Consider the following 25,222-nt stretch of genomic DNA (forward strand, 5'->3'; position numbering starts at 1 on the left):
CGTTTGCATCAAAATTAGTCATTGAAAGCCGGAAGAGGACTGAGACGATGCTTATGAAGACAACCACCCGCGCGGCGCTGATTGCTGCGCTGGCTCTGACGAGTGCGGCCGTGTGGCCGCACGTGGCCAGTGCCGACACCGTGCTGCGCATCGGCATGACCGCTGCCGATATTCCGCGCACATTGGGCCAGCCCGATCAGGGTTTTGAAGGCAACCGCTTCACCGGCCTCACCATGTACGACGCGCTCACGGGCTGGGACCTGTCCTCGGCCGACAAGGCGAGCGTGGTGATTCCGGGCCTTGCGACCGAGTGGAAGGTCGACGATGCCGACAAGACCAAGTGGGTCTTCAAGCTGCGCCCCGGCGTCACCTTCCATGACGGCTCGCCGTTCAATGCCGATGCCGTGGTGTGGAACGTCGAGAAGGTGCTGAAGCAGGACGCGCCGCAGTTCGACGCCAGCCAGGTCGGCGTCACCGCGTCGCGCATGCCGACGCTGGCCTCCGCCAAGAAGATCGACGACATGACGGTCGAGCTCACCACCAAGGAGCCCGACAGCTTCCTGCCGATCAACCTCACCAATTTGTTCATGGCGAGCCCGGCGAAGTGGCAGCATTTCTACGACAAGGCGGAAGGCGCCGACGCCAAGGCGAAGTCGCAGGCTGCATGGACCGCGTTCGCCAAGGACGCCGCGGGCACCGGCCCGTGGAAGATGGCGAGCTTCACCCCGCGCGAGCGGCTCGAGCTGGTGAAGAACGCAAGCTACTGGAACAAGGATCGCGTGCCCAAGGTCGACAAGATGGTGCTGTTGCCGATGCCGGAGGCGAACGCGCGCACCGCGGCGCTGCTCTCGGGGCAGGTCGATTGGGTCGAGGCGCCGGCGCCGGACGCGCTGCCCGAGCTCAAGCAGCGCGGCTTCAAGCTCTATGCCAATGAGCAGCCGCATGTCTGGCCGTGGCAGTTCTCGCGCGTCGAGGGCTCGCCCTGGAACGACATTCGCGTCCGCAAGGCCGCTAACCTCTGCGTCGATCGCGAAGGTCTCAAGGACGGCCTGCTCGCGGGCCTGATGGTGCCGGCGACCGGCACATTCGAGCCCGGCCATCCCTGGCGGGGCAAGCCGACCTTCGAGATCAAGTACGACAAGGCGGCTGCGCAAAAGCTGATGCAGGAGGCCGGCTTCGGTCCGTCAAAGAAGCTGACGGTGAAGATCCAGACGTCTGCGTCGGGCTCGGGCCAGATGCAGCCGCTGCCGATGAACGAATATCTCCAGCAGGCGCTCGCCGAGTGCTACTTTGATGTGAAGCTCGACGTCATCGAGTGGAACACGCTGTTCACCAACTGGCGCCGCGGCGCCAAGGATCCCAGCGCCAACGGCTCGAACGCGACCAACGTCACCTATGCGGCGATGGACCCGTTCTTCGCGCTGGTGCGCTTCCTGCAGTCGGGCATGGCGCCGCCGGTCTCGAACAATTGGGGCTTCATCAACGAGCCCAAGTTCGACGATCTCGTGAAGAAGGCACGCCAGACCTTCGACCCCGCCGCGCGTGACGCAGCCCTCGCCGAACTGCACGCGGCCTCCGTCGACGATGCAGCCTTCCTCTACGTCGCCCACGACGTCGGCCCCCGCGCCATCAGCCCGAAGGTAACGGGCGTCGTGCAGCCGAAGAGCTGGTTCATCGACTTCTCGCTGGTGTCGATGCAGTAGTGAGCTGCTAGCAGCGTACTCGCTGCACCCTCTCCCCTTGTGGGAGAGGGTGGCTTCGCTTTAGCGAAGCCGGGTGAGGGGTCTCTCTCCGCGAGTGACCCTCTCTCTTATTCGATAATGCTTTATCCGCGGATAGATACCCCTCATCCGGCGCCGTAGCCGAAGCTTCGCTTCGGCGTCGTACTTAGAAACGGCCGCCGAAGGCGGCCTATGCCACCTTCTCCCACAAGGGGAGAAGGAAGAAAGAAGACCAGTGCTCGCCTATATCGCTCGCCGCATCGTCTATGTCATCCCGATCGTCATCAGCGTGGCGCTGGTGTGCTTTCTGCTCGTGCACATCACGCCGGGCGATCCGCTGGTTGCCGTGCTGCCGGCCGACGCCTCGCAGGAACTCGCGGCGCAGCTCCGCGCTGCCTACGGCTTCGACCGCCCGCTGCCGGTGCAGTTCGGCCTGTGGCTGCTTCGCGCCCTTCACGGCGATCTCGGCAATTCCATTGCCACGGGGCGCCCGGTGCTCGCCGAGGTCATGCGCGCGGTCAGCAACACCGTCACGCTCGCGATCGCGGCCGCCATCATCGGCTTCACGATGGGCATCCTGCTCGGCCTGATCGCCGGCTATTTCCGCGAGACCTGGATCGACAAGGTCGCGACCTCCTTCGCCATCGCCGGCGTCTCCGTGCCGCATTACTGGCTCGGCATGGTGCTCGTCATCATCTTCTCGGTGCAGCTGAACTGGCTGCCCGCGGTCGGCGCCGGGCCGAACGGCTCCAACTCCTGGGCCTGGGACTGGGCGCACCTGAAATATCTGGTGTTGCCGGCGATCACGACATCGGTGATCCCGATGGGCATCGTCACCCGCACGGTGCGTGCACTCACCGGTGACATCCTCAGCCAGGACTTTGTCGAGGCGCTGCGTGCAAAAGGCCTGCACGAAACCGGCGTGTTTCGCCACGTCATCAAGAATGCCGCGCCCACCGCGCTCGCGGTGATGGGGCTTCAGCTCGGCTACATGCTCGGCGGCTCGATCCTGATCGAGACCGTGTTCTCCTGGCCTGGTTCGGGCTTCCTGCTCAATTCGGCGATCTTCCAGCGCGACCTGCCGCTGCTGCAGGGCACGATCCTGATCCTGGCGCTGTTCTTCGTCTTCCTCAATCTGCTGGTCGACATCGCGCAAGCCGCGATCGACCCGCGCATCAAGCGGGGCTAGCCGATGAGCGAGCTTCCGTTGTCCGCGACCGCCGATGCCGCGCTGCAGGCCGCGCCCGCGACCAAGGCGCGCGGCTATTGGGCGACTGTCGGCCGCCGCATCCGGCGTGACAAGGTCAGCATGGCCTGCGCGCTGGTGCTGCTGCTGATCTTCCTGTCCGCGGTGCTCGCGCCGTGGCTCGGACTTGAAGATCCCTACAAGGGCTCGATGATCCGCCGCCTGCGCCACATCGGCACGGTCGGCTACCCGCTCGGCACCGACGAGCTCGGCCGCGACATGCTGGCGCGGCTGATCTACGGCGGGCGGCTGTCGCTGGTCATCGGCATCCTCCCCGTGATCCTCGCCTTCTGCATCGGCACCTCGCTCGGCCTCGTCGCCGGCTATGTCGGCGGCAAGCTCAACACCGCGATCATGCGCACGATCGACGTGTTCTACGCCTTTCCCTCCGTGCTGCTCGCGATCGCGATCTCCGGCGCGCTCGGTGCCGGCATCCTCAACTCCATCGTGTCGCTGACCGTCGTGTTCGTGCCGCAGATCACCCGCGTCGCCGAGAGCGTCACCACCGGCGTGCGCAACATGGATTTCGTCGAGGCCGCGCGCGCCTCCGGCGCGGGGCCCTTCACCATCATGCGGGTGCACATCCTCGGCAACGTGCTGGGCGCGATCTTCGTCTATGCGACCAGTCTCATTTCGGTTTCGATGATTTTGGCCGCCGGTCTTTCCTTCCTCGGCCTCGGCACAAAACCGCCGGAGCCGGAATGGGGACTGATGCTGAACACGCTCCGCACCGCGATCTACGTCAATCCGTGGGTCGCGGCATTGCCGGGCGCGATGATCTTCGCGGTCTCGATCTGCTTCAACCTGCTCTCGGACGGCCTGCGCAGCGCCATGGACATCAGGAACTAGGCCATGAGCGAGAGCAACACATCCGTTGAAATGCTGGAGCCGGTCGAAGACCGCGGCGGCGTCGCGCAGCCGCTGCTCCAGGTCAACGGCCTGACCAAGCATTTCCCCGTTCGCGGCGGATTGTTCGCCGCGAAACGCACGGTGCGCGCGGTGGACGACGTCTCCTTCTCGGTCGCGAAGGGGGAGACGGTCGGCATCGTCGGCGAATCCGGTTGCGGCAAGTCGACCACCGCGCGGTTGCTGATGCATCTGATGCCGCGCGATACCGGCGACATCATCTATGACGGCATGACCGTCGGCCAGTCGCTGTCGTTGCGCGAGCTGCGCCGCGGCATGCAGATGGTGTTCCAGGACTCCTACGCCTCGCTCAATCCGCGCCTGACGATCGAGGAATCGATCGCGTTCGGCCCGAAAGTGCACGGCATGGCCGATGGTACGGCGCGGGCGCTGGCGCGCGAGTTGCTCGGCAAGGTCGGCCTGCGGCCGGAAAACTTCGCCAACCGCTATCCGCACGAGATTTCCGGTGGCCAGCGCCAGCGCGTCAACATCGCGCGTGCGCTGGCGCTGTCGCCGCGGCTCGTAATTCTCGATGAAGCCGTCTCTGCGCTCGACAAATCCGTCGAGGCGCAGGTGCTGAATCTACTCGCCGATCTCAAGCGCGAGTTTGGTCTGACCTATCTCTTCATCAGCCATGATCTCAACGTCGTGCGCTATATCAGCGACCGCGTGCTGGTGATGTATCTCGGCGAGGTCGTCGAGCTCGGACCGGTGGATCAGGTCTGGGACAATCCTGCGCATCCTTATACGCGTGCGCTCCTTGCTGCGATGCCGTCCTCGGATCCCGATCGTCGCACCGAGAAGCCGCCGATCACCGGCGACCCGCCCAATCCGATCGACCCGCCGCCGGGCTGCCGCTTCCACACCCGTTGCCCGTTCGCGGAGCCGCTCTGCGCAAATGCAGCACCAAAGCTCACCGCGCTCGATAGAATGGGCCACGAGGCCGCGTGCTACATGGCGATACCGGGATCAGGCCATAGCCGCGCGCCCAGGGAGGAAACCGCATGACGAGACCGACACCGAAAGAGATCAAGCCGATCGCGCAAGTCGCCGGCGTCCCGGTCGACGATGAAATCGCGACGCGTATCTCCAATTCCATCGGACCGGCCTTCGAAGGCTTTGCGGCCATCGCCGGCACGCTGCCGTTCGACCTCGAGCCCGCGCTCTATCCGATCGCGCAGACGCAGAAGGTGTCGAAATGAGCCGTGAGCCTGCATTGATGACGCTCACCGAGGTCGCGCGCGCGATCGCGATGAAGCAGGTGTCCTCGCATGAGGTAACGCGCGCGCTGTTGCACCGCATCGCACAGTGGCAGCCGCATCTGAACGCTTTCATGTCGGTTGAAGCCGAGTCCGCGTTGAAGGCTGCCGAGGCAGCCGATGCCGAGCTTGCCAAGGGCAATGTCCGCGGTCCGCTGCACGGCGTGCCGCTCGCGCACAAGGACATGTATTACGACGCAGGCCACGTCTCGACTTGCGGCTCGCTGATCCGCCGCGATTTCGTGCCGACCGTCACGTCCACGGCCTTGCAGCGGCTGAAGGACGCCGGGCAGGTCCGCCTCGGCACGCTGCATCTGGCCGAATTCGCCTATGGCCCGACCGGCCACAACGCCCATTACGGTCCGGTGCGCAATCCCTGGAACGTCGCGCATATCACCGGCGGCTCCTCGTCGGGCTCCGGCTCGTCGGTCGCGGCGCGCCTGACTTTCGCGGCGCTCGGCTCCGACACCGGCGGTTCGATCCGCATGCCCGCGCATTTCTGCGGCGTCACCGGATTGAAAACCACCGTCGGCCGCGTCAGCCGCGCCGGCGCGATGCCGCTGTCGCAATCGCTCGACACGGTCGGTCCGCTCGCCCGCACCGCCGAGGATTGTGCACTGCTGCTGGCGCTGATGGCCGGTCCCGATCCCGCGGATTCGACCTGCAGCCACGAGCCGCTGTCCGACTATGTCGGCGCCACCAAGGGTTCGCTCAAGGGCCTGAAAATCGGCGTGCCCGCCTCCTTCTATGTCGACGATCTCGACGGCGAGGTCGCGCGCGTGCTGGACGAGACCATCGCGGTGCTCAAGCGCGAGGGCGCCGACATCGTCACGGTCGAGCTGCCGGACCAGCGGCAATTGTCTGCGGCAAGCCAGCTCGTGCTCGCGGCCGAAGCGGCCGCCTTCCACAAGCGCTGGATGATCGAGCGTCCGCAGGACTACGGCCCGCAGGTCCTGATGCGGCTTCAGAACGGTCTCGCCGTTCCCGCCATCACCTATCTCGAAGCCATGCGCTGGCGTGGTCCGGCACTCGCCGCCCACAATGCAGCCACGGCTGGTGTTGACGCGATCATCGCGCCGGCATCGCCGGTGCCGGCGCCGACGATCGAGGAGAGCGACGTCGGCGGCGGCCCGAACGCGCCGGCGATGGTGCAGCGACTGACGCTGTTCACCCGCCCGGTGAATTTCCTCGGCCTGCCGTCGCTCACCATTCCCTCCGGCTTCACCAAAAGCGGCCTGCCGGTTGGCATGCAGCTGATCGGCCGCTCCTTCGATGAAGCGACCTTGCTCACCATCGGCGCCGCCTTCCAGTGCGTCACCGACTACCACGACCGGGTACCCAAACTGCCGTCATGACAAAGCTCGTCGACATCTCAGGCCTCAACATCCGCTTCACCGGGGAGCGCACGGTCTATGCCGTGAACGATCTCAGTCTCTCGCTCGGTGACGGCGAGGTGCTGGGCCTGCTCGGCGAGTCCGGTTCCGGCAAGAGCGTGACCCTGCGTGCGCTGATGCGGCTGCTGCCGAAGAAGCGCACGCAGATCACGGGCAAGGTCAACGTGATGGGCCGCGACGTGCTCGCCATGAACGACGAGGAGCTGTCGTCGTTTCGCGGCCAGACCGTGTCGATGATCTTTCAGGAGCCCGCGCTCGCGCTCGATCCGGTCTACACCATCGGCGCGCAGATCGCCGAAAGCGTCGTGCGCCACGAAGGCAAGAGCCTTGCGGAAGGGCGGGCGAGGGCGCTCGAAATGCTCGAGGTCGTGCGCATTCCCTCCGCAAAACGCAGGCTCGATGCCTATCCGCACGAGATGTCCGGCGGCATGCGCCAGCGCGCGATGATTGCCCTGGCGCTCGCCTGCCGTCCGAAGATTTTGCTGGCGGACGAGCCGACCACCGCGCTCGATGCCACCGTGCAGATCCAGATCCTGCTGCTGCTGCGCGAGCTTCAGCGCGAGTTCGGCATGTCCGTCATCTTCGTCACCCACGACATCGGCGTTGCGATCGAGATCTGCGACCGTGTCGCGGTGATGTATGCCGGCCAGATCGTCGAGCAGGGGACGCTCCGCGACATCGTCCGCACGCCGGTGCACCCGTACGCCAAGGGCCTGCTCGCCTCCACCATCCACGGCGCCAAGCGGGGCGCCCGGCTGGAGACCATCCCCGGCACCCCGCCCCCGCTGGCCGAAAAGCCGAACAACTGCTCCTTCGCCCCCCGTTGTGCGGTCGCCCAGCCGCGGTGTCTGGAGCAATTGCCCGCGAATGTGGAGGTCGGACCGGGCCGAGCGGCGAGGTGCGTGCTGGCGGAGCCGGTGACGGCGTCATAGCACCAACGGTTCTCTTCGAAGCGAGCGTGGCGTCGATTTAACCCTGCCGGTGCGAGCTGAGGTGCAGCCCCGCGCACAACTGCGCTCCCTCCCCCCTTGCGGGGGAGGGCGGGGGAGAGGGGTGGCCACGAACTCAGACCTCGCCCGTGGCTGCCCCTCCCCCGCAAGGGAGGAGGGAATGAGAGAGCGGTGCGTCCCTCACTTCAAATCGCGCGCGACTTCAGAATCCCTCTACGACAACACCGACTTGTCACAGTTCACCTCGCACCACCCGCCAACTGCACCCCTACTGTGCATGGGGTTGTTTTCGACATTTTTGTTTCCATAGCCGCAACCGGATCTTGGGGAACAGCATTCAGACCCCATTCATCCCGGTTCCGGTTCCATGCCCCCGTTCATGGAGAGGGACTTCGACTTATGTACATTTCTGGCCAAGGCCTCATCGTCATCCTGTTCGTCGGCCTCGTCGCCGGCTGGCTCGCCGGCAAGGTGGTGCGCGGCAGCGGGTTCGGCATCATTGGCGACATCGTGATCGGCATCGCCGGCGCGTTTGTCGCAAGCTTCCTGTTCCCGAAGCTCGGCATCCATCTCGGCACCGGGCTCGTGTCCGAGATCATCTATTCCGCCATCGGCGCCATCATCCTGCTCCTGGTGGTGCGGCTGGTGCGTGGCGGCGGCCGGTTCTAGCGTCACATTGGCTCAGCGAGCCGGCACTTTTCGCCTCTCCCCCGCTGGGGAGAGGCCGCGATGTCTGCTATAAAAAGCCGCAAAGACTGTGAAATACCGGACTTGCGTGCGAGGTCGTCAGGGGTAGAGGTGGCCTATCAGGGACCTGGATTAATTCGACCGCGTTCGTCGCGGAGGAATACGATGTTAATCCGGGTCGCGTACCCCAGAACGACCTAGGAAATCAGGGGCGTTGCCCCTTACCCGAAAGAGATCAGACTGATGGCAGCCGTACCTGGCGTCCGCCGTTCAGAGCTCGGTGACGCCCTGCGTGCTTGTCGCACGGCGTTCGTCGGCGTGGGCTTGATGAGCTGCATGATCAACCTGCTCTATCTGACCGGGTCGATCTTCATGCTGGAGGTCTACGACCGGGTTCTGCCGAGCCGCAGCGTTCCGACTCTCGTCGGCCTGATCATCATCGCCAGCTTCCTCTATATGGCGCAGGGCGTGCTCGACATGATCCGAAACCGGATCCTGGGGCGGATCGGCACGGCGCTCGATGAAGCCCTCAACAAGCGCGTGTTCGACACGGTCGTGCGCCTGCCGCTCCTGGTCGGCAGTCGCAACGAGGGCCTGCAGCCGCTGCGCGACCTCGACAATGTCCGCTCCTTCCTCGGCGGCATGGGCCCGAGCGCGTTCTTCGACCTGCCCTGGCTGCCGCTCTATCTCGCCATCTGCTTCGCCTTCCACGTCATGATCGGCCTCACCGCTCTGGTCGGCGCCATCATCCTGGTCGGGCTGACGCTGGTCACCGAATTCATGTCCCGCCAGCCGGCGAAGGAGGCGATGGGCCTTGCCGCTCAGCGCAACGATCTCGCCGCCTCCAGCCGGCGCAACGCCGAAGTCATGGTGTCGATGGGCATGACCGGCCGGATGAACCAGCGCTGGAGCGAGGCCAACGAAAAATACCTCGACGGCAATCAGCGTGCGAGCGACGTCGCCGGCGGTCTCGGCGCGGTCGCAAAAGTGCTGCGCATGATGCTGCAATCGGCCGTGCTCGCGGTCGGCGCCTATCTCGTCATCCACCAGGAGGCGACCGCCGGCATCATCATCGCCGGCTCGATCCTCTCCGCCCGCGCGCTCGCGCCGGTCGATCTCGCCATCGCGCATTGGAAATCCTTTGTCGCGGCACGTCAGAGCTGGCAGCGCCTCACGCGTCTGCTGGAGCAGATGCCGGCGCAGGCGATGCCGACCCAGTTGCAGGCGCCCACCAGCCGGCTCTCGGTCGAGGGCATCGCCATGGTGCCGCCGGGCGATCAGCGCCTCATCGTGCAGGACGTCACCTTCGCGCTTGCCGCCGGCAATGGCCTCGGCGTGATCGGACCGAGCGGCTCCGGCAAATCGTCGCTGATCCGCGCGCTGGTCGGCGTCTGGCACCCGGTCCGTGGCAAGGTGCGGCTCGACGGCGCGGCGCTCGACCAGTGGGCCTCCGACATGCTCGGCCGCCACATCGGCTATCTGCCGCAGGACGTCGAATTGTTCGGCGGCACCATCGCGCAGAACATCGGCCGTTTCGATCCCGAGGCCACCTCTGACAGCATCATTTCCGCGGCGAAGGAAGCCGGCGTGCACGAGATGATCATCAAGATGCGCGAGGGCTACAACACGCAGGTCGGCGAACAGGGCACCGCGCTCTCCGCGGGCCAGGCGCAGCGCGTGGCGCTGGCGCGCGCGCTCTACGGCAACCCGTTCCTGATCGTGCTCGACGAGCCCAATTCCAATCTCGACACCGAGGGCGACGAGGCGCTGACCCGCGCCATCCGCGCGGCGCGCGAGCGCGGCGCCATCGTCATCGTGGTGGCGCACCGCCCGATCGGCGTCGAAGCGGTCGACCAGATCCTGGTGCTGCGCGACGGCCGCATGCAGGCCTTTGGGCCGAAGGAGCAGGTGCTTGCGCAGGTGCTTCAGCCGCGCGTGACGCCGCCGGCACCGATCAAGATCGTCAGCGAAGGCGGAGTGCCCAAATCATGAGCACGATGGCTATCGGCGGCGGAAAGCCCGCCGCGAAGAGGACCGTGCGGGATTCCATCAGGTTTCACCTGATGCTCGGACTGGCCATCGTGGCGGCCCTCGTCGTCGGCCTCGGTGGCTGGGCCTCGACGGTGCAGATCTCGGGGGCCCTGATCGCGCCGGGCCAGGTCGTGGTCGAATCCAACGTCAAGAAGGTGCAGCATCCGACCGGTGGCGTGGTCGGCGAGCTGCGCGCCCGCGACGGCGACGTGGTCAAGTCCGGCGACATCGTGGTACGGCTCGACGACACCGTCACCAAGGCGAACCTCGCCATCGTCACCAAGAATCTCGACGCCGCGCAGGCGCGCACGGCGCGGCTGCAGGCCGAGCAGCGCGGTGTCGACAAGATCGAGTTTCCGCAATCGCTGCTCGATCGCGGCAGCGATCCCGACGTCAAGAACCTGCTCTCCGCCGAAACCAAGCTGTTCGACGTCCGCGTCAACGGCCGCGCCGGGCAGAAGGCGCAGCTCCGCGAGCGTGTCCAACAGCTCAACGAGGAGATCGAAGGACTGTCCGCTCAGGAAAAGGCCAAGGACAGGGAGATCGTCCTGGTGCAGCAGGAGCTGGTCGGTGTCCGCGATCTCTATGAGAAGCACCTGGTGCAAATCTCGCGCCTGACCACGCTGGAGCGCGACAGCGCCCGCCTCAACGGCGAGCGCGCGCAATACATCGCCTCGCGCGCGCAGGCCAAGGGCAAGATCACCGAGACCGAGCTCCAGATCATCCAGGTCGACAAGGACATGGTGAGCGAGGTCTCGAAGGATCTGCGCGAGACCAACGACAAGATCGGTGAAATGATCGAGCGCAAGGTCGCCGCCGAAGACCAGCTCCGCCGCGTCGACATCCGTGCGCCGCAGGACGGCATGGTGCTGCAATCGACGGTGCATACCGTCGGCGGCGTCGTCACCGCCGGCGATGCCCTGATGCTGATCGTGCCGCAGGCGGACGACCTCCAGGTCGAGGCCAAGGTTAATCCTGTCGATATTGACAAGCTCCAGATCGGCCAGAAGACGCTGCTGCGCCTGTCCGCATTCAACCAGCGTACTACGCCAGAGCTCAACGGCGTCGTCAGCCGGGTTTCGCCCGACGTCACCACCGACCAGCGCACCGGCCAGAGCTACTATACCATCCGCGTGTCGATGTCCCCGGAAGAGGTCGCCAAGCTCGGCGACTCCAAGCTGATCCCCGGTATGCCGGCGGAAGCCTTCGTCCAGACCGGCGACCGCACCATGCTGTCCTATCTGATGAAGCCGCTGCACGACCAGCTGATGCGGGCCTTCCGCGAGAAGTGACGCGCGAAAGCGCGTCATCCCGGAGCGCGCTTAGCGCGCATCCGGGAACTCGGGCGACATACGCGATCTCGTAGGGTGGGCAAAGGCGCAACGCGCCGTGCCCACCGCTCTTCGTGTGATGGTCACGATGGTGGGCACGCTTCGCTTTGCCCACCCTACGGCTCATCGTTCTTTGCTATAGTTCGACTCAAGCCCAGCAACCCGGCGGTCGAACAATGCAATCCCCACCCTCCATCGCCACCGAAGCCTTTTCCGACGCGGCCGCGGCTGTCGCCCGCCTCGAGGAGATCTACGAGCGCAACACGAAATTCTTGCGTGACCGGTTCGAGGCCTATGTCAACGGCGAGGCGATCACCACGCGCGTGCGGGCCTTCTATCCCTTCGTCCGCGTCACCACTGCGACGTATGCGCGGCTGGATTCGCGTCTCTCCTACGGCTTTGTCGCAAGGCCCGGCGTGCATGAGACCAGCGTGACCAGGCCGGATCTGTTCCGGACTTATCTCACCGAGCAGATCGGATTGTTGATCCAGAACCACGGTGTGCCCGTCGAGGTCGGCGAGTCCAGCGAGCCGATCCCCGTCCACTTCGCCTACCGGCGGGACATCAACATCGAGGCAGCCATCACCACCAGCGAGAACTCGCCGGTGACGCGATCACTGCGCGATGCGTTCGACGTGCCTGATCTCGCCACCATGGATGATGCGATCGCCGACGGCACTTTCGAGCTCCAAGCGGGCGCGCCCGAGCCGCTGTCCCTGTTCCGGGCTGCTCGTGTCGATTATTCGCTGCGGCGGCTCTATCACTACACCGGCACCGACCCCGAGCATTTCCAGAACTTTGTCATTTTCACCAACTACCAGTTCTATGTCGATGCCTTCGCACAGCTCTGCCAGCAGCGGCTGCAATCCGGCGAAGCCGGCCTCGAAGCCTTCGTCGCGCCCGGCAATGTGATCACGCGCAGCGGCGGCGCAACCAGCGGGGTGGCACCTGCCCGCGCGCCGCAGATGCCGGCTTTCCATCTGGTCGCGCCTGGCTATCGCGGCATCACCCTGATCAACATCGGCACCGGCCCGTCGAACGCGCGCAACGTCACCGACCACGTCGCGGTGCTGCGCCCGCATGCCTGGCTGATGCTCGGCCATTGCGCAGGCCTGCGCAACACGCAGCGGCTCGGCGACTACGTGCTGGCCCACGGCTATGTGCGCGAGGACCACGTGCTCGACCGCGAGCTGCCGCTCTGGGTGCCGATCCCGGCACTGGCCGAGATGCAGGTCGCGCTCGAACAGGCGGTCGAGGACGTCACCGGCCTCGAAGGTTTCGAGCTGAAGCGCCTGATGCGCACGGGCACCGTCGCGAGCGTCGACAACCGCAACTGGGAGATCTCGGGGCCCGAGGTGATCCGCCGCATGTCGCAGTCGCGCGCGGTCGCGCTCGACATGGAATCGGCCGCGATCGCCGCCAACGGCTACCGCTTCCGCGTTCCCTACGGCACTCTGCTGTGCGTCTCCGACAAGCCGCTGCATGGCGAGATCAAGCTCGCGGGCATGGCCAGCGAATTCTACCGCCGCCGCGTCGGCCAGCATCTCGAGATCGGCCTGAAGGCGCTGGAGCGGCTCAAGCAGCAGGAATCGGAACGGCTGCATTCGCGAAAGCTGCGAAGCTTCGCCGAGGTCGCGTTCCAGTAAAGGACAACGGGACTGTCGTACGAACGCTGACGTCTCTGTGAGCGCAGCGTCCCGGAATATCGCTGCCGAGGCAGGGTTATCAATTCGTCCGGGGCCGCTTGAACAGGACAGGAGGCAGACATGATCACAGCGATGATCAGGCTCGTCACGCTCGGTACATTTGCGGCAGTGCTGTTGAGTTCGCCGGCCTTTGCCGCCGGCGGGGGCGGCGGGGGCGGTGGAGGCGGCATCAGCTCCACTGATCCCTATGCCGGAGCCTACGCGGATCAGAGGCTGCAGCCGCAGCCAGTCTACCCGAAGCGCTGGGGCACCAAGGCAACACACAAGGGCAGGAAGCCGAATAACCAGTCCAGTATCGGCGATCCCGCTTTCGCGGCCGGCTACCGCGTGGCTTATGACACCATCTACGAGCGCAACGACTATGCGACCGCGATCGCGCAATTAAAATCGCTCGGCCATGACGACCATCCGAACGTCGCCAACCTGATCGGCTATTCCTACCGCAAGCTCGGCGACTACGAGCAGTCGCAGGTCTGGTACGAGCGCGCGTTGAAGGTAGATCCGAACCACGTATTGACGTGGCAGTACTATGGACTGTGGCAGCTCGAGCGGGGTAACCGTGAGCAGGCGCTCTATCATCTCAGCCGGATTGCCGCCATCTGCGGGACGGATTGTGAGGAGTATCGATCGCTGGCCGCGGCACTCGACAAGCCGACCGGCACGGCGCTCGCCTACTGACGTTGGCGCCGGGCCGACCGATGGAAGCGCGCTGTTGATGAACATCGCATGACAGCGATGCCTCCTGGCGCGGATGGTGACAAAGCGTCAGATTTTCAGCATTGTCCCGTTCGGGGGCGCGAACGGGACAATTGGATGCCGCTGTCGCGCGACAGGATCATCGGCCACGACCTCGAACGGTTGGCCTTCCGCTTCACGATGATGCGTGAGGATGAGGTCGTGCATTGCCAGATCAGCGATGCCGCGATGGACGAGCTCGCGGGCATGCAGGGCACCGAGAGCAGCGCGCGCCAGGTGCAGTTCCTGTCCCTGCGTGAGACCATCGAGCGGCTCGCGTCGGATATCTATGACGAGGCACCGCGGGTCCAGGGATATGTGGTGCGGATCTTCATGCGGCATCTGGGGAGGTAGTGTCGACAAGCCTCCCGCTGTCATGCCCCGCGAAGGCGGGGCATCCAGTACGCCGCGGCCTGTCGATTCAACTATGACTTTCTCGGAATACTGGATCGCCCGGTCAAGCCGGGCGACGACAACAGTGTTTGTGGCGAATGTTCCGACTCACGCGAGCTAGGGCAGCAGTTCACCCCTCCAGCTTCCTCAGCAACAGCTTCAGCGCCGTGGCAGCAAACACCTGCATGTTCGCAAACCGGTCGTTGTTGCCGGTCTCCAGCGTGATCACCTCTGCCGCAGGTCCCGAGACCGCCATGCAACTGTGCCCGGCGGCATCGCCGTAGCGGTTGCCGGTGGGGCCGGCGGCGCCGGTCTCAGACAGGCCCCAGTCGCAGCCGAAGCGGCTGCGCATCTGTTCGGCCAGCAGCTTTGCATAAGGCTCCGACGAAGAGCGAAAGCCCTTCATTCCTTCGTCCGAAATATCCATCAGCACGCGCCTGGCATCGCGGGTGTAGACCACCGCGCCACCGAGGAAATAGGCGGAGGCGCCGGGCACCGCGAGCAAGCTGGCCGAGATCAGGCCGCCGGTCGAGGATTCAGCCACTGCAATGGTCTGTTTGCGCGCGATTAGTCGGGCCGCGACCTGTTCCGCAATGCCAACGAGCTCTTTCATCCTTCTAACCTCTCAGTCCTAGCAACGGAGCTGTGCCTTCCTAGCATATGACAGCGGCCTTGGCCGAGTTGCGGGCGACGGGCAGGCCTGCTTGAATGGTGGGCAAGACAAAACGTGACGAGGAAACGTGAAGGAGACGTGATGGCGTCCCTGATCGCCGGCGGGGTGGATTGCGACGTGCATCCGGCCGTGCCGCATCTGACCAGCCTGCTGCCGTATCTCAACGACTATTGGCGCGATCAGGTGACGACGCGCGGCATGGTCGACCTTGTCTCGCAATCCTATCCGCAGAACTCGCCGATCGTGGCGCGTCCCGATTGGCGGCCGGAAACCGGCAAGCCCGGCGCAAGCCTGGAGGACATGCAGCGCCATCTGCTCGATCCCTTCCAGCTTACGTACGCCGTCTGCAATCCACTCTACGGCGTGCAGATGGTGTTTTCGGAAGATTTGCAGGCCGCCTTCTGCCGCGCGTTGAACGAGTGGCTGGTGAAGGAATGGCTCGATCGCGATTCACGACTGCGTGGTTCGATCGTGATCCCCACGCAAAGTGTCGAGAAAGCCGTCGCCGAGATCGAGCGTTGCGCGCAGGATCGCCGCTTCGTGCAGGTGCTGATGCTGGTCATGGGCGACACGCCGCTCGGCAAGCGCGCGCTATGGCCGATCTATGAGGCGGCGGAACGGCTCCAGCTGCCCGTCGGGATACACGCCGGTTCCGCCTATCACAATCCGCCGACTGCCGTGGGGTGGGGTTCCTATCACATCGAGGATTATGTCGGTCAGGCTCAAGCGTTCCAGACCCAGCTCACCAGCGTGATCGTCGAGGGCGTGTTCGTCAAATATCCGCGACTGAAAATGGTGATGCTCGAATCCGGCGTCTCCTGGATCTCGCCTTTTCTCTGGCGCCTGCACAAATTCTGGCGCGGGGTGCGGATGGAGACGCCATGGGTCGATCGCGCGCCGCTTGACATTGTGCGCAGCAACATCCGGTTCTCTTTACAGCCATTTGATGTGCCGCCGGAACCTGAGACATTAATTCGCCTGTTTGATCATATGCAGTCCGACGAATTGGTTCTATTCTCCACCGACTATCCGCACTGGCAGTTCGACGGCCAGGACGCGTTGCCCGAAGGTCTTTCCCCCGATCTCGTGCGCAAGATCATGATCGAAAACCCGCATGCGACCTATCCCCGCCTGACTTAGCCCGCTGCCAAAGGAGGCAAGGCGATGAATGTCCAATTCCGCGAGAGCCTAGAAGCCGCTTCCCCACAGACCGTCAAGGCCGCGATCGCGGACTGCGACATCCATCCGGCACGCGCCACCCGCACCGAGCTTTATCCTTATCTGGCCAAACGCTGGCAGCATCATCTCGAAGTCTACGGCGTCCATGCCTATCAAGGCATGATGGAAGGCCCGCCCTATCCGAAGGCCCAGCCCAACGCATCGCGCCGCGACGCCTATCCGCCGGAAGGCGGGCCGCAGGGCTCTTCGTTGTCCTTCATGCAGAAGCAGCTGCTCGATCCCAACAACGTGGAACTCGGCGTGCTCAATCCGCTCAACACCGGGCAGGGCATCCGCAATCACGAGCTCTCGGCGGCGCTGTGCTCGGCGATCAACGACTGGCAGATCGACAAATGGACCAGCAAGGACAAGCGTCTGAAGGCGTCCATTGTCGTCGGCAATGAGGACGGCCTGTCGGCCGCCGCCGAAATCCGCGAGCGCGCCGGCGACAAGAATTTCGTGCAGGTGCTGCTGCTCAGCCGCAACGTCGAGCCGCTCGGCCAGCGCCGTTACTGGCCGATCTACCAGGCCGCGGAAGAGGCGGGGCTTCCCGTCGGCGTGCACGCTTTCGGCTTCGGCGGCAATCCGATCACGCCGTCCGGCTGGCCGTCCTATTACATCGAGGAGATGGTGGGCCACTCGCAGTGCCAGCAATCGGCGCTGGCGAGCCTTGTCTTGGAAGGCGTGTTCGAGCGCTTTCCGAAGCTGAAGATGGTGATGATCGAGGCCGGCTTCGGCTGGGCCCCGTCGCTCGCCTGGCGGCTCGACAAGGTCTGGCACCGGCTGCGCAGCGAAGTGCCGCATGTGAAGCGGCCGCCGTCGGAATATATCCGCGAGCAGGTGTGGTGGACCACGCAGCCGATGGAGGACCCGGAGCGGCGCGAGGACCTGTTCGACGTCATCAAATGGATCGGCTGGGACCGACTGCTGTTCGCGACCGACTATCCACATTGGGACTATGACGAGCCGTCGCGCGTGCTGCCGGCGGGCGTCAACGACGCCAACCGCGAAGCGTTCTATCTCGGCAATGCGCGCAAGCTCTATGGGATTGCCGCATGATCCGGAAAAGTGTGAAGCGGTTTTCCGATCAGATCATGCGGAAGACATAAGCATGGCGCGGCACGTGATTGCGGCGGTGGATGAGCTTCCGCCGGGCACGCGAAAATTTCTGGAGATCGACGGACGGCCGATCGCGGTCTTCAACATCAAGGGCGAGTATTTCGGCCTGATGAACCGCTGCCCGCATCAGGGCGCGGCGCTGTGCGAGGGCCCGCTGATCGGGCTCGCGCAATCAAAGGATCCCGGCGAGATCGAATACACCAAGCTCGGCGAGATCATCCGCTGCCCCTGGCACGGTTGGGAGTTCGACATCCGCACCGGCCAGTCCTATTGCGACCCTCGCCGCTTCCGCGTGAAGGCCTATCCGGCGCATGTCGAGCCGGGTGGGGCCGTTGTGAAGGGGCCCTATGTCGCCGAGACTGTTCTGGTGCGGATTGAGAGCGACTACGTGGTGGTGGAGCTGTAGCTGCACCCTTCACCCTCCCTGGAGGGGGAGGGTCGATCGCGCGCAGCGCGAGCGGGGTGGGGTGATCTCTCCCCACGGGCAGCGTTCGACGCGGAGGGACCTTCGCCCCACCCCGTCTCACATTTTCGCTGCGCTCAATGTGAGCCGACCCTCCCCCTCCAGGGGAGGGTAAGAGGCGACGATGATCGAAGTGACAATCAATGCCCCGCGACCGGCTCCGCCACCGCATCATATGTCGGCACCGCCTTGCCGCCGCCGCGATACACGACCAGCGCGGCGATGATGCCGAGCGCTGCCGCGAACATCAGCCAAAGACCGGGTGCGGCCTTGTTGCCGGTGTAGTCGATCAGCAAGGTCGAGGCGAACGGCGTGAACGTGCCGAACAGCGCGGCGGCGAGCGCGAAGGCGAGCGAGAAGCAGGTGGTCCGCACATGCGCGGGCACGATCTCGACCAGCGCACCAAGCATGGTGCCGCTGTACATGCCGAAATAGAATGAGAACATCATCTCGACGGCGAGCAGCTTGCCGAATGTCGGCGCGGCCACCAGCCAGGACAGCGCCGGGTAGGCGGTGAGTAGCGCCAATGTGGCGATGCCGAGCAGCACCGGCTTGCGGCCGATGCGGTCGGACAACGCGCCGCCGACCGGATTCCAGAAGAAGTTGGTCACGGCGACGAGCAGCGTCACGAGCAGTGCGTCCTGCGTCGAGAGCTTCAGCACCGTCTTGCCGAAGGTCGGCGTGTACACGGTGACGAAGTAGAACGTCGTCGTGGTCAGGACCGCGATCATCATGCCGAGGATGACGATGCGCCAATTCGCGAACGCGGAGGCGAACACCTCGCTCGCGGTCGGATGCTTCTTCATGGCGAGGAAGGCCGGTGTCTCCTCGAGCGTCCGCCGCAGGAAGAAGATCAAGGGAATGATCAGGCAGCCGACGAAGAAGGGAATGCGCCAGCCCCAGGCGGCAACGGTGTCGGCCGGCATCACCTCGGAGAGGATGAAGCCGAGGATCGAGGCCACGAAGATCGCGACCTGCTGGCTCGACGACTGGAACGAGGTGTAGAAGCCGCGATTGCCGGGCGTGGAGATTTCCGCGAGATAGACCGAGACGCCGCCGAGCTCGACGCCGGCGGAGAAGCCCTGCAGCAGGCGGCCGATCAGCACGATGATTGGCGCGGCGATGCCGATGGTCGCATAGCTCGGGCAGAACGCGATCACGACGGTGCCGATGGCCATGATGCCGAGCGTGACGATCAGGCCCTGGCGGCGGCCGATGCGGTCGATGTAGGCGCCGAGCACGATCGCGCCGACGGGGCGCATCAAGGCGCCGAGCCAGAACACGCCGAAAGTGTTGAGCAGCGACGCGGTCTCGTTGGTGGAGGGGAAGAACGCCTTGCCGATCGCGGCGGCATAGAAGCCGAACAGGAAGAAATCGAACTGCTCGAGAAAATTGCCGGAGGTGGCGCGCAGGATCGCGCCGACGCGCGACTTGATCTCGGGCGGATTGGTTGCTGGTCCAGCCATGACGTTACTCCCCTGGAAGGCGCGGCCGGACCGGAACTCATTTCACGGCAGGGCAGCAGATTGCCTGCTGCGACAATCTGTCCTACCCCTCTCGCGCGGGGGGCGGCGAGTCAATCGATTTTACCGCGGAAGCCGATGATTTTTCAGGCTTTATTCTGCGTTGCAGCGATCATCCACTCGCGGAACGCGGCCAGCTTCGGCGCCTCGCGCCGACCCTCCGGCGCGACCAGGTAGAAGCCCGCATCGGCCGGCAGCGCGATCTTGAAGGGCACCACGAGCCGGCCCTTGGCGATGTCGTCCTGGACATAGGAGGTCCGGCCCATCGCCACGCCGATGCCGTCGATTGCGGCCTGGATGGTCATGAAGATCATGTCGAAGGTGATGCCGGGCTGCCTGGCGATGTCGCCCGGAAGGCCGGCCGCCGTCAGCCACAGCCGCCAGTCATCGCTGTTGGCATTGGAGGTGTGCAGCAGCGGATAGCCTTTGAGATCCTCAGGCTGGCGCAGCGGCTTGTCGCCGCGCAGCAGCGACGGACTGCACACCGGAAACAGCTCGTCTGCCATCAGCCAGTCGGCCTGCAGGCCCGGCCATTGACCGCGGCCATAGCGAATCGCGGCATCGACATTGTCGCGCTGGAAATCGACGAGGCTGGTCGAGGTGGTGATGCGGACGTCGATGCCGGGGTGCTGCTCCTGGAAATCGGTCAGCCGCGGCAGCAGCCATTTCGCGGCGAGCGATGCCAGCGTCGAGACGGTCAGCACCTTGTCGTCGTCCTTGCGCAGCAGCCGGTCGGTCGCAAGGCGGAGGTCGTTGAAGGCGGCGCGGACGCCCGGCAAATAGTCGCGCGCTTCCGGCGTCAGCGCCAGCGCGCGGTTCTGCCGGACGAACAGGCGAATGCCGAGCTCCTCCTCGAGCCGGCGGATCTGATGGCTGATCGCGGTCTGGGTCACATTCAGCTCGGACGCGGCCAGCGTGAAGCTGAGATGGCGCGCGGCGGCCTCAAAGGCCCGCAATCCGTTCAGGGAGGGCAATCTGGCAGTCATCTGGCAGCAGGATGCATGACGTTATTTCATGCGAAGGGGTACAAATTGTCGTTTGTCGCAGCGCGGTGGCAAGCAGATATTAGCGGTCAAGTTAGCTCAAGGAGCTGAAAATGTCTACTTTGACCCAGAATTCGATGACAAATCATCATGCGCCTGGTCTCATCCAGCAGATTGGCGAAACGCTACACGTCTGGCACGAGCGTTACCGCACCCGGCGTGAGCTGACCCACTGGACGGCCCGCGATCTCCACGACGTCGGCCTGTCCTGGACCGACATCGCCTACGAGGCTGACAAACCCTTCTGGCGGGCCTGATTGGCCGCCAGGCCGGCGCCGCCTGACTGTGGGGGCGCTGGCGGTCCCTCTTTCTCTTAGGCATGTGTCATGAGCACTCTTCGCCTGGAAGATCTGAAGCAATATTCGGACACGCTGCGCACCCGCGACGGCGAGGCGGTCAATGTTCGCTTCGTCGAACCGCGCGACACCGAGGAGCTTCAGCACTATTTCCGCTCGCTCGCGACCCGCTCCCGCTACAACCGCTTCTTCGGCGCCATCAGCGAGCTGCCGAAGGGGCTGCTGAGCGAATTCCTCGATGTCGGCGCGCGCGAACGCTTCACCGTCGTCGCGACCAAGATGGTCGACGGCTTCGAGACCATCGTCGCCGAAGCGCGCTACGCCTTCCATGCCGAGACTTCCACACTGGAGTTCGGCCTGTCGGTCGACGACCGCTGGCACGGCCACGGCATCGCCACCGCGCTGATGAAGAATCTCGAATGCCGCGCGGCCGCCCTCGGTGCCGAGCACATGTTCGGCGACACGCTGCGCTCCAACGAGACCATGATCTCGCTCGCCCGCAAATCCGGTTTCGCTTTCGTCAATCATCCCGACGACTGGAAGCTGGTGCGCTTCGACAAGGAGATCGCCGTCGCACCGAAAGACATTCCCTGCGCGAGCTGGCGCCTCGCCGCCCTTTCCCGTCAGGCCGACAGCCCCTCAGCCTCGGCCTGACACCACTCCGAGCCCGGCCTGGTCATCCAGAGCCGGGCTTTTTTTCGTGGTTTCCCCGCTCTCTCCTCCCGTCATTCCGGGGCGCGCGCAGCGCGAGCCCGGAATCCATTTCACCGCGTGTACTGTCGCCTGATGGATTCCGGGCTCGATGCTGCGCATCGCCCCGGAATGACGGCGCCTGATGTTGATCGGACGTCCTACTTCCCCGTGAACACTGCCTTGCGCTTCTCGATGAAGGCCTGCACGGCTTCCTTGTGATCGGCGGTCGTGGTCAGGCGGATCAGCCGTCCGGCTTCGTGGTCGCGGGCGGTCTCGAAATCGAACAGCAGCGCCTCGTCGAGATTGTCCTTCATGTAGCGCAGCGCCAGGCGTGGGCCTTCCGCGAGCGACTTGGCCAACGCAAAGGCTTCAGCCTGCAATTTGTCGTCGGGCACGACGCGGTTGACGAGGCCGATGGCCTCGGCACGCGCGGCGTCGACGCGATCGCCGGTGAACAGCAGCTCGCGGGCCCGCGCGGTGCCGACCAGCCGCGTGAGCAGCCAGGCGATGCCGTAGTCGCCGCTCAGCGCGATGCGGGCGTAGCCGGTGGCGACGAAGGCCGATTGCGCGGCGATGCGGATGTCGCAGGCCATCGCGATGGCGAGCCCGGCGCCGACCGCGGGACCGGGCAGGGCGGCGATGGTCGGCTTGCGCACCGACACCAGCGCGCCGGTGAGCAGCCGCTGCCGTTCCTGGAGATCGGCGACCTTGTCGTCAAAGGACATATCGAGCTTGGCTTGGTCGCGATGCGCGCCCATGCCCTTGACATTGCCGCCGGCACAGAAGGCCGCCCCCGCGCCGGTGATCAGCAGCGCGCCGATATCGGGGCTCTCGCCGCAGGTGCGGATCATCGTCCGCAGCGCCGGCGTCAAGGTGTCCGACAGCGCGTTGCGCGCCTCCGGCCGGTTCAGCGTGATCACCGCGACGCGGTCGCGGATGACGCAGAGGAGTTCATTGGTGCCGGTATCGATGGTGGTTTCCGTGGACATGTCGCTCCCTTTTTCTTTCGTCATTGCGAGCGAAACGAAGCAATCCAGAAGCTTTCCGCGAGACAGTCTGGATTGCTTCGTCGCTTCGCTCCTCGCAATGACGGGTGTGGTTATCGGCTTGCCTCAAAACTTCTCCACCCAGGGCCGCAGCTCCAACTCCCAGCTCCAGGCGCTGCGCGGCTGCTGCAGCACGTTCCAATAGCTCTGCGCGATCGCGTCGGGATCGAGCATCGAATCCGGCTTGTCGGCCGGCTCCGCGTGCGCCGCGCTGCGAATGCCGCCGTCGATCACGAAGTGCGCGATGTGGATACCCTGCGGCGACAACTCGCGCGCCAGGCTCTGCGCCAGCCCGCGCAGCGCGAACTTGCCCATCGCGAACGACGCCGACTGCGCATAGCCCTTGACGCTCGCCGAGGCGCCGGTGAACAGGATCGCGCCGTGCTTGTTCGGCAGCATGCGCTTGGCCGCCTGCTGCGCCACCAGGAAGCCGCCATAGGCGCTGATCGCAATCGCCTGCGCGACGTCGGCCGGAACGAGATCGACGAACGGCCCGCGTGTGCGGCCGCTGGCGTTGTAGACGACGAGGTCGGGCGTGCCGATCTCGCGTTCGACCAGGCCGAACAGCCGCTCGACCTCCTCAGGCTCGGTGGCGTTGCAGGCATAGGCCTTGGCGCCGGTCTCGCGACAAAGCGCACCTAGTTTCTCGATCTTGCGCGCGGCCAGCGCGACGCGGATGCCTTGCGTGGAGAGCAGGCGCGCCAGCGAAGCGCTCAGGCCTTCGCCGGCGCCGACGATGAGGGCGATCTTGTATTTCGGATGTTCCATGGCGTGATCTCTCGGAGACGGGAAGCCGCTGATCTATGCATCCGCCGCGCGGACAACCAGCCGGGTCGATCTTAATTCCGCAGAGCGAATTGCTCCTTCACGGCGATCATGCCTCCCTGACAATTTGCGGCTTTATCGCTATCCGCGACTGGAGCATGATCGACATCAATCAACGCGGCAAGCGCCAAAACAGCGCAAAATGTTCGCAGGGCGGGAACGAAGAGGACGATCATGCACAAGCCGGTCACAGCGCAGCCGAAACATGTCGCGGCCGAGCAGCCGGGCCTGCTGGCGCCCGATACGTCCGGCATGAACTTTTATCGCGCCGATCAGGCGCTGACGGATCTCCTGCGCATTCATCTGCCGGAGACACTGTTCCGTCACATCGAGCCGCATCTCGATCGCCTCGGCGAATTGGCCGGCGGCCATCTCGACGAATGCGCGCGGCTCGCCGACCGGCACACGCCGGTGCTGCACCAGCGCGACAAGTTCGGCCGCGACGTGCAGTGGATCGAATATCATCCGGCCTATCGCGAATTGGAGAACGCAGCGTTCGGCGAGTTCGGCATCCATGCGCTTTCGATCCGCAGGGGCATCATGGGCTGGCCCGACAAATATCCCGTCGTGGCAAAACACGCCTTCACCTTCCTGTTCAACCAGACCGAATTCGGTATGGGCTGCCCGATCAACGTCACCGACGGCTGCGCAAAGCTCTTGGCGAATTTCGGCAGCGAGGCGCTGAAGGCGAAATATCTCGACGGTCTCACCCAGACCGACATGAGCAAGCTGACCCAGGGCGGCCAATTCATGACCGAGAAGGAGGGCGGCTCCGATGTCGGTACGCTGACCACGCGCGCGGTGCAGGAGGGCGACCATTGGCGCCTCCATGGCGAGAAATGGTTCTGCTCGAATGCCGATGCCAAGGTCGTTATGCTGCTGGCGCGTCCCGAAGGCGCCGGCCCCGGCACGCGCGGCGTCGGCCTGTTCCTGATGCCGCGCTTCCTCGACGACGGTTCGCAGAACCACTACCGGATCGTGCGCCTGAAGGACAAGCTCGGCACGCGCTCGATGGCGTCAGGCGAGATCAAGCTCGAAGGCGCGATCGCCTATGTGGTCGGCAAGCTCGACCGCGGTTTCGTCCAGATGGCCGAGATGGTGAACTCGTCGCGGCTCTCCAACGGCGTCAAATCCACCGCGCTGATGCGCCGCGCCTATCATGATGCGATGACGGTGGCGAAGAACCGCGTCGTGTTCGGCAAGCGCATCATCGACCTGCCGCTGGGACGGCGGCAGATGCTGAAGATCATGCTGCCGGTCGAGCAGGCGCTGTCGATGAGTTTTCTGACCGCCGACGCACTCGACCGCGCCGAGGCTGGCAGCCAGGAGGCGGCGGCGCTGCTGCGTATCCTGACCCCGACGCTGAAATTCCGTGCGACGCGCGATGCGCGCAAGGTTTGCGGCGACGCGCTCGAGATGCGCGGCGGCATCGGCTATATCGAGGAATTCGCCACGCCCCGCCTGCTGCGCGATGCGCATCTCGGCTCGGTCTGGGAGGGCACCGGCAACATCGTCGCGATCGATGCGCTCCGGCGCGCGGTCGGCCGCCACGGCGCCGAATCCGCGCTCTCAGCCGATCTGCACGCGCGGCTCGATGATAGCGCGTCGGTCCCGCAGGCCTGGCGCGACAATTTGCGCGGTCTCGTCGATCGCGCCGTCGGCTTCGCGCGCGAGGTCGCGGGCAATTCCGAGAACGAGGCCGATGCGCGGCGTGCGACCAGCCTGCTCTATCACGTCGCAAGCGCGGTCGCGCTCGCCTGGGAAGCGCATCGCATCCACGAGATGCGCGGCGATGCGCGCCGGCTGCTGCTGTCGCGCCTCGTCATCGATCATCGTGTGTCGCCGAGCGATCCGTTCCGGCTGACGGAAAATGCCGCGCAAGCGAAGATCGGCGCGCTGCTGCTCGGCGATCGCGATGCCGGCATGAGCGAGGTTGGCGAACTGGTTCTGGCAGCGTAGGCTGC

24 protein-coding genes are annotated in these 25,222 nt (G+C 65.0%); 19 read left to right on the forward strand and 5 right to left on the reverse strand.

What is annotated here, in order from left to right; genetic code table 11:
- Positions 1 to 47 precede the first annotated feature (47 nt).
- From OWC48_RS13835 to OWC48_RS13895, 13 genes are all read left to right on the forward strand, one after another.
- Positions 48 to 1,703, forward strand: a complete 1,656-nt coding sequence (locus tag OWC48_RS13835; protein ID WP_282520478.1) for an ABC transporter substrate-binding protein — start codon at positions 48 to 50, stop codon at positions 1,701 to 1,703.
- Between the two features lie 253 nt (positions 1,704 to 1,956).
- The gene (locus tag OWC48_RS13840; RefSeq protein ID WP_014498430.1) at positions 1,957 to 2,910 is read left to right on the forward strand and encodes an ABC transporter permease; all 954 of its coding nucleotides are present in this window, start codon (positions 1,957 to 1,959) and stop codon (positions 2,908 to 2,910) included.
- Between the two features lie 3 nt (positions 2,911 to 2,913).
- Positions 2,914 to 3,816 (forward strand): ABC transporter permease, encoded by a 903-nt coding sequence (locus tag OWC48_RS13845; protein WP_282520479.1) that lies wholly within the window; start codon positions 2,914 to 2,916, stop codon positions 3,814 to 3,816.
- A 3-nt stretch (positions 3,817 to 3,819) separates the two neighbouring features.
- Complete coding sequence (locus OWC48_RS13850; protein ID WP_282520480.1) at positions 3,820 to 4,881, forward strand: ABC transporter ATP-binding protein; 1,062 nt, start codon at positions 3,820 to 3,822, stop codon at positions 4,879 to 4,881.
- Positions 4,878 to 5,075, forward strand: a complete 198-nt coding sequence (locus OWC48_RS13855) for a hypothetical protein (RefSeq protein ID WP_071916846.1) — start codon at positions 4,878 to 4,880, stop codon at positions 5,073 to 5,075. The genes OWC48_RS13850 and OWC48_RS13855 overlap by 4 nt, the downstream gene beginning before the upstream one ends.
- Positions 5,072 to 6,487 carry an amidase gene (locus OWC48_RS13860; RefSeq protein WP_282520481.1) on the forward strand — a complete coding sequence of 472 codons (1,416 nt, stop codon included), beginning with the start codon at positions 5,072 to 5,074 and terminating at the stop codon, positions 6,485 to 6,487. The genes OWC48_RS13855 and OWC48_RS13860 overlap by 4 nt, the downstream gene beginning before the upstream one ends.
- Entirely contained in the window at positions 6,484 to 7,458 is a 975-nt protein-coding gene (locus OWC48_RS13865; RefSeq protein ID WP_282520482.1) for an ABC transporter ATP-binding protein, read from the forward strand. The genes OWC48_RS13860 and OWC48_RS13865 overlap by 4 nt, the downstream gene beginning before the upstream one ends.
- 417 nt (positions 7,459 to 7,875) lie before the next feature.
- Positions 7,876 to 8,145 carry a GlsB/YeaQ/YmgE family stress response membrane protein gene (locus tag OWC48_RS13870; protein ID WP_282520483.1) on the forward strand — a complete coding sequence of 90 codons (270 nt, stop codon included), beginning with the start codon at positions 7,876 to 7,878 and terminating at the stop codon, positions 8,143 to 8,145.
- Positions 8,146 to 8,406: 261 nt separating this feature from the next.
- Positions 8,407 to 10,155, forward strand: coding sequence for a type I secretion system permease/ATPase (locus tag OWC48_RS13875; protein WP_282520484.1), 1,749 nt, complete (start codon positions 8,407 to 8,409; stop codon positions 10,153 to 10,155).
- Positions 10,152 to 11,486: an HlyD family type I secretion periplasmic adaptor subunit gene (locus OWC48_RS13880; RefSeq protein ID WP_282520485.1), complete on the forward strand. Its 1,335-nt coding sequence runs from the start codon at positions 10,152 to 10,154 to the stop codon at positions 11,484 to 11,486. Before OWC48_RS13875 ends, OWC48_RS13880 begins: the two co-directional genes overlap by 4 nt.
- A 215-nt stretch (positions 11,487 to 11,701) precedes the next feature.
- On the forward strand, positions 11,702 to 13,171 hold the full coding sequence (locus OWC48_RS13885; RefSeq protein ID WP_282520486.1) for an AMP nucleosidase: 1,470 nt from the start codon (positions 11,702 to 11,704) through the stop codon (positions 13,169 to 13,171).
- A gap of 120 nt (positions 13,172 to 13,291) precedes the next feature.
- Positions 13,292 to 13,909 carry a M48 family metallopeptidase gene (locus OWC48_RS13890; RefSeq protein ID WP_282520487.1) on the forward strand — a complete coding sequence of 206 codons (618 nt, stop codon included), beginning with the start codon at positions 13,292 to 13,294 and terminating at the stop codon, positions 13,907 to 13,909.
- A 135-nt stretch (positions 13,910 to 14,044) separates the two neighbouring features.
- On the forward strand, positions 14,045 to 14,320 hold the full coding sequence (locus OWC48_RS13895) for a DUF1488 family protein (RefSeq protein WP_282520488.1): 276 nt from the start codon (positions 14,045 to 14,047) through the stop codon (positions 14,318 to 14,320).
- Between the two features lie 169 nt (positions 14,321 to 14,489).
- Here OWC48_RS13895 and OWC48_RS13900 read toward each other — a convergent pair whose 3' ends face one another.
- On the reverse strand, positions 14,490 to 14,972 hold the full coding sequence (locus tag OWC48_RS13900) for a CinA family protein (RefSeq protein WP_071916839.1): 483 nt from the start codon (positions 14,970 to 14,972) through the stop codon (positions 14,490 to 14,492).
- A 141-nt stretch (positions 14,973 to 15,113) separates the two neighbouring features.
- Here OWC48_RS13900 and OWC48_RS13905 point away from each other — a divergent pair, with 141 nt between their 5' ends.
- The 3 genes from OWC48_RS13905 to OWC48_RS13915 are packed head-to-tail and all read left to right on the forward strand — an operon-like array spanning position 15,114 to position 17,775.
- Positions 15,114 to 16,172 carry an amidohydrolase family protein gene (locus OWC48_RS13905; protein WP_282520489.1) on the forward strand — a complete coding sequence of 353 codons (1,059 nt, stop codon included), beginning with the start codon at positions 15,114 to 15,116 and terminating at the stop codon, positions 16,170 to 16,172.
- Positions 16,173 to 16,196: 24 nt separating this feature from the next.
- Positions 16,197 to 17,309: an amidohydrolase family protein gene (locus OWC48_RS13910; protein WP_282520490.1), complete on the forward strand. Its 1,113-nt coding sequence runs from the start codon at positions 16,197 to 16,199 to the stop codon at positions 17,307 to 17,309.
- Between the two features lie 52 nt (positions 17,310 to 17,361).
- Positions 17,362 to 17,775 carry a Rieske (2Fe-2S) protein gene (locus OWC48_RS13915; protein WP_282520491.1) on the forward strand — a complete coding sequence of 138 codons (414 nt, stop codon included), beginning with the start codon at positions 17,362 to 17,364 and terminating at the stop codon, positions 17,773 to 17,775.
- Positions 17,776 to 17,972: 197 nt separating this feature from the next.
- Here the strand turns inward: OWC48_RS13915 and OWC48_RS13920 are convergent, their stop codons facing one another.
- Positions 17,973 to 19,298 carry an MFS transporter gene (locus tag OWC48_RS13920; protein WP_282520492.1) on the reverse strand — a complete coding sequence of 442 codons (1,326 nt, stop codon included), beginning with the start codon at positions 19,296 to 19,298 and terminating at the stop codon, positions 17,973 to 17,975.
- Positions 19,299 to 19,441: 143 nt separating this feature from the next.
- Entirely contained in the window at positions 19,442 to 20,341 is a 900-nt protein-coding gene (locus OWC48_RS13925; protein WP_282520493.1) for a transcriptional regulator GcvA, read from the reverse strand.
- 110 nt (positions 20,342 to 20,451) lie between these two features.
- Here OWC48_RS13925 and OWC48_RS13930 point away from each other — a divergent pair, with 110 nt between their 5' ends.
- Both OWC48_RS13930 and OWC48_RS13935 read left to right on the forward strand, forming a co-directional pair.
- On the forward strand, positions 20,452 to 20,655 hold the full coding sequence (locus OWC48_RS13930) for a DUF1127 domain-containing protein (protein ID WP_282520494.1): 204 nt from the start codon (positions 20,452 to 20,454) through the stop codon (positions 20,653 to 20,655).
- A gap of 69 nt (positions 20,656 to 20,724) precedes the next feature.
- On the forward strand, positions 20,725 to 21,348 hold the full coding sequence (locus tag OWC48_RS13935; RefSeq protein WP_282520495.1) for a GNAT family N-acetyltransferase: 624 nt from the start codon (positions 20,725 to 20,727) through the stop codon (positions 21,346 to 21,348).
- Between the two features lie 197 nt (positions 21,349 to 21,545).
- Here OWC48_RS13935 and OWC48_RS13940 read toward each other — a convergent pair whose 3' ends face one another.
- Complete coding sequence (locus OWC48_RS13940) at positions 21,546 to 22,376, reverse strand: enoyl-CoA hydratase (RefSeq protein WP_282520496.1); 831 nt, start codon at positions 22,374 to 22,376, stop codon at positions 21,546 to 21,548.
- A gap of 123 nt (positions 22,377 to 22,499) precedes the next feature.
- The gene (locus OWC48_RS13945; protein WP_282520497.1) at positions 22,500 to 23,201 is read right to left on the reverse strand and encodes an SDR family NAD(P)-dependent oxidoreductase; all 702 of its coding nucleotides are present in this window, start codon (positions 23,199 to 23,201) and stop codon (positions 22,500 to 22,502) included.
- 231 nt (positions 23,202 to 23,432) lie between these two features.
- Here OWC48_RS13945 and OWC48_RS13950 point away from each other — a divergent pair, with 231 nt between their 5' ends.
- Positions 23,433 to 25,217 (forward strand): acyl-CoA dehydrogenase family protein, encoded by a 1,785-nt coding sequence (locus tag OWC48_RS13950; RefSeq protein ID WP_282520498.1) that lies wholly within the window; start codon positions 23,433 to 23,435, stop codon positions 25,215 to 25,217.
- The last annotated feature ends 5 nt before the right edge of the window (positions 25,218 to 25,222 follow it).

Origin of the sequence: Bradyrhizobium sp. Arg816 (assembly GCF_029989365.1) — a bacterium.
Taxonomy (GTDB): Bacteria; Pseudomonadota; Alphaproteobacteria; order Rhizobiales; family Xanthobacteraceae; genus Bradyrhizobium.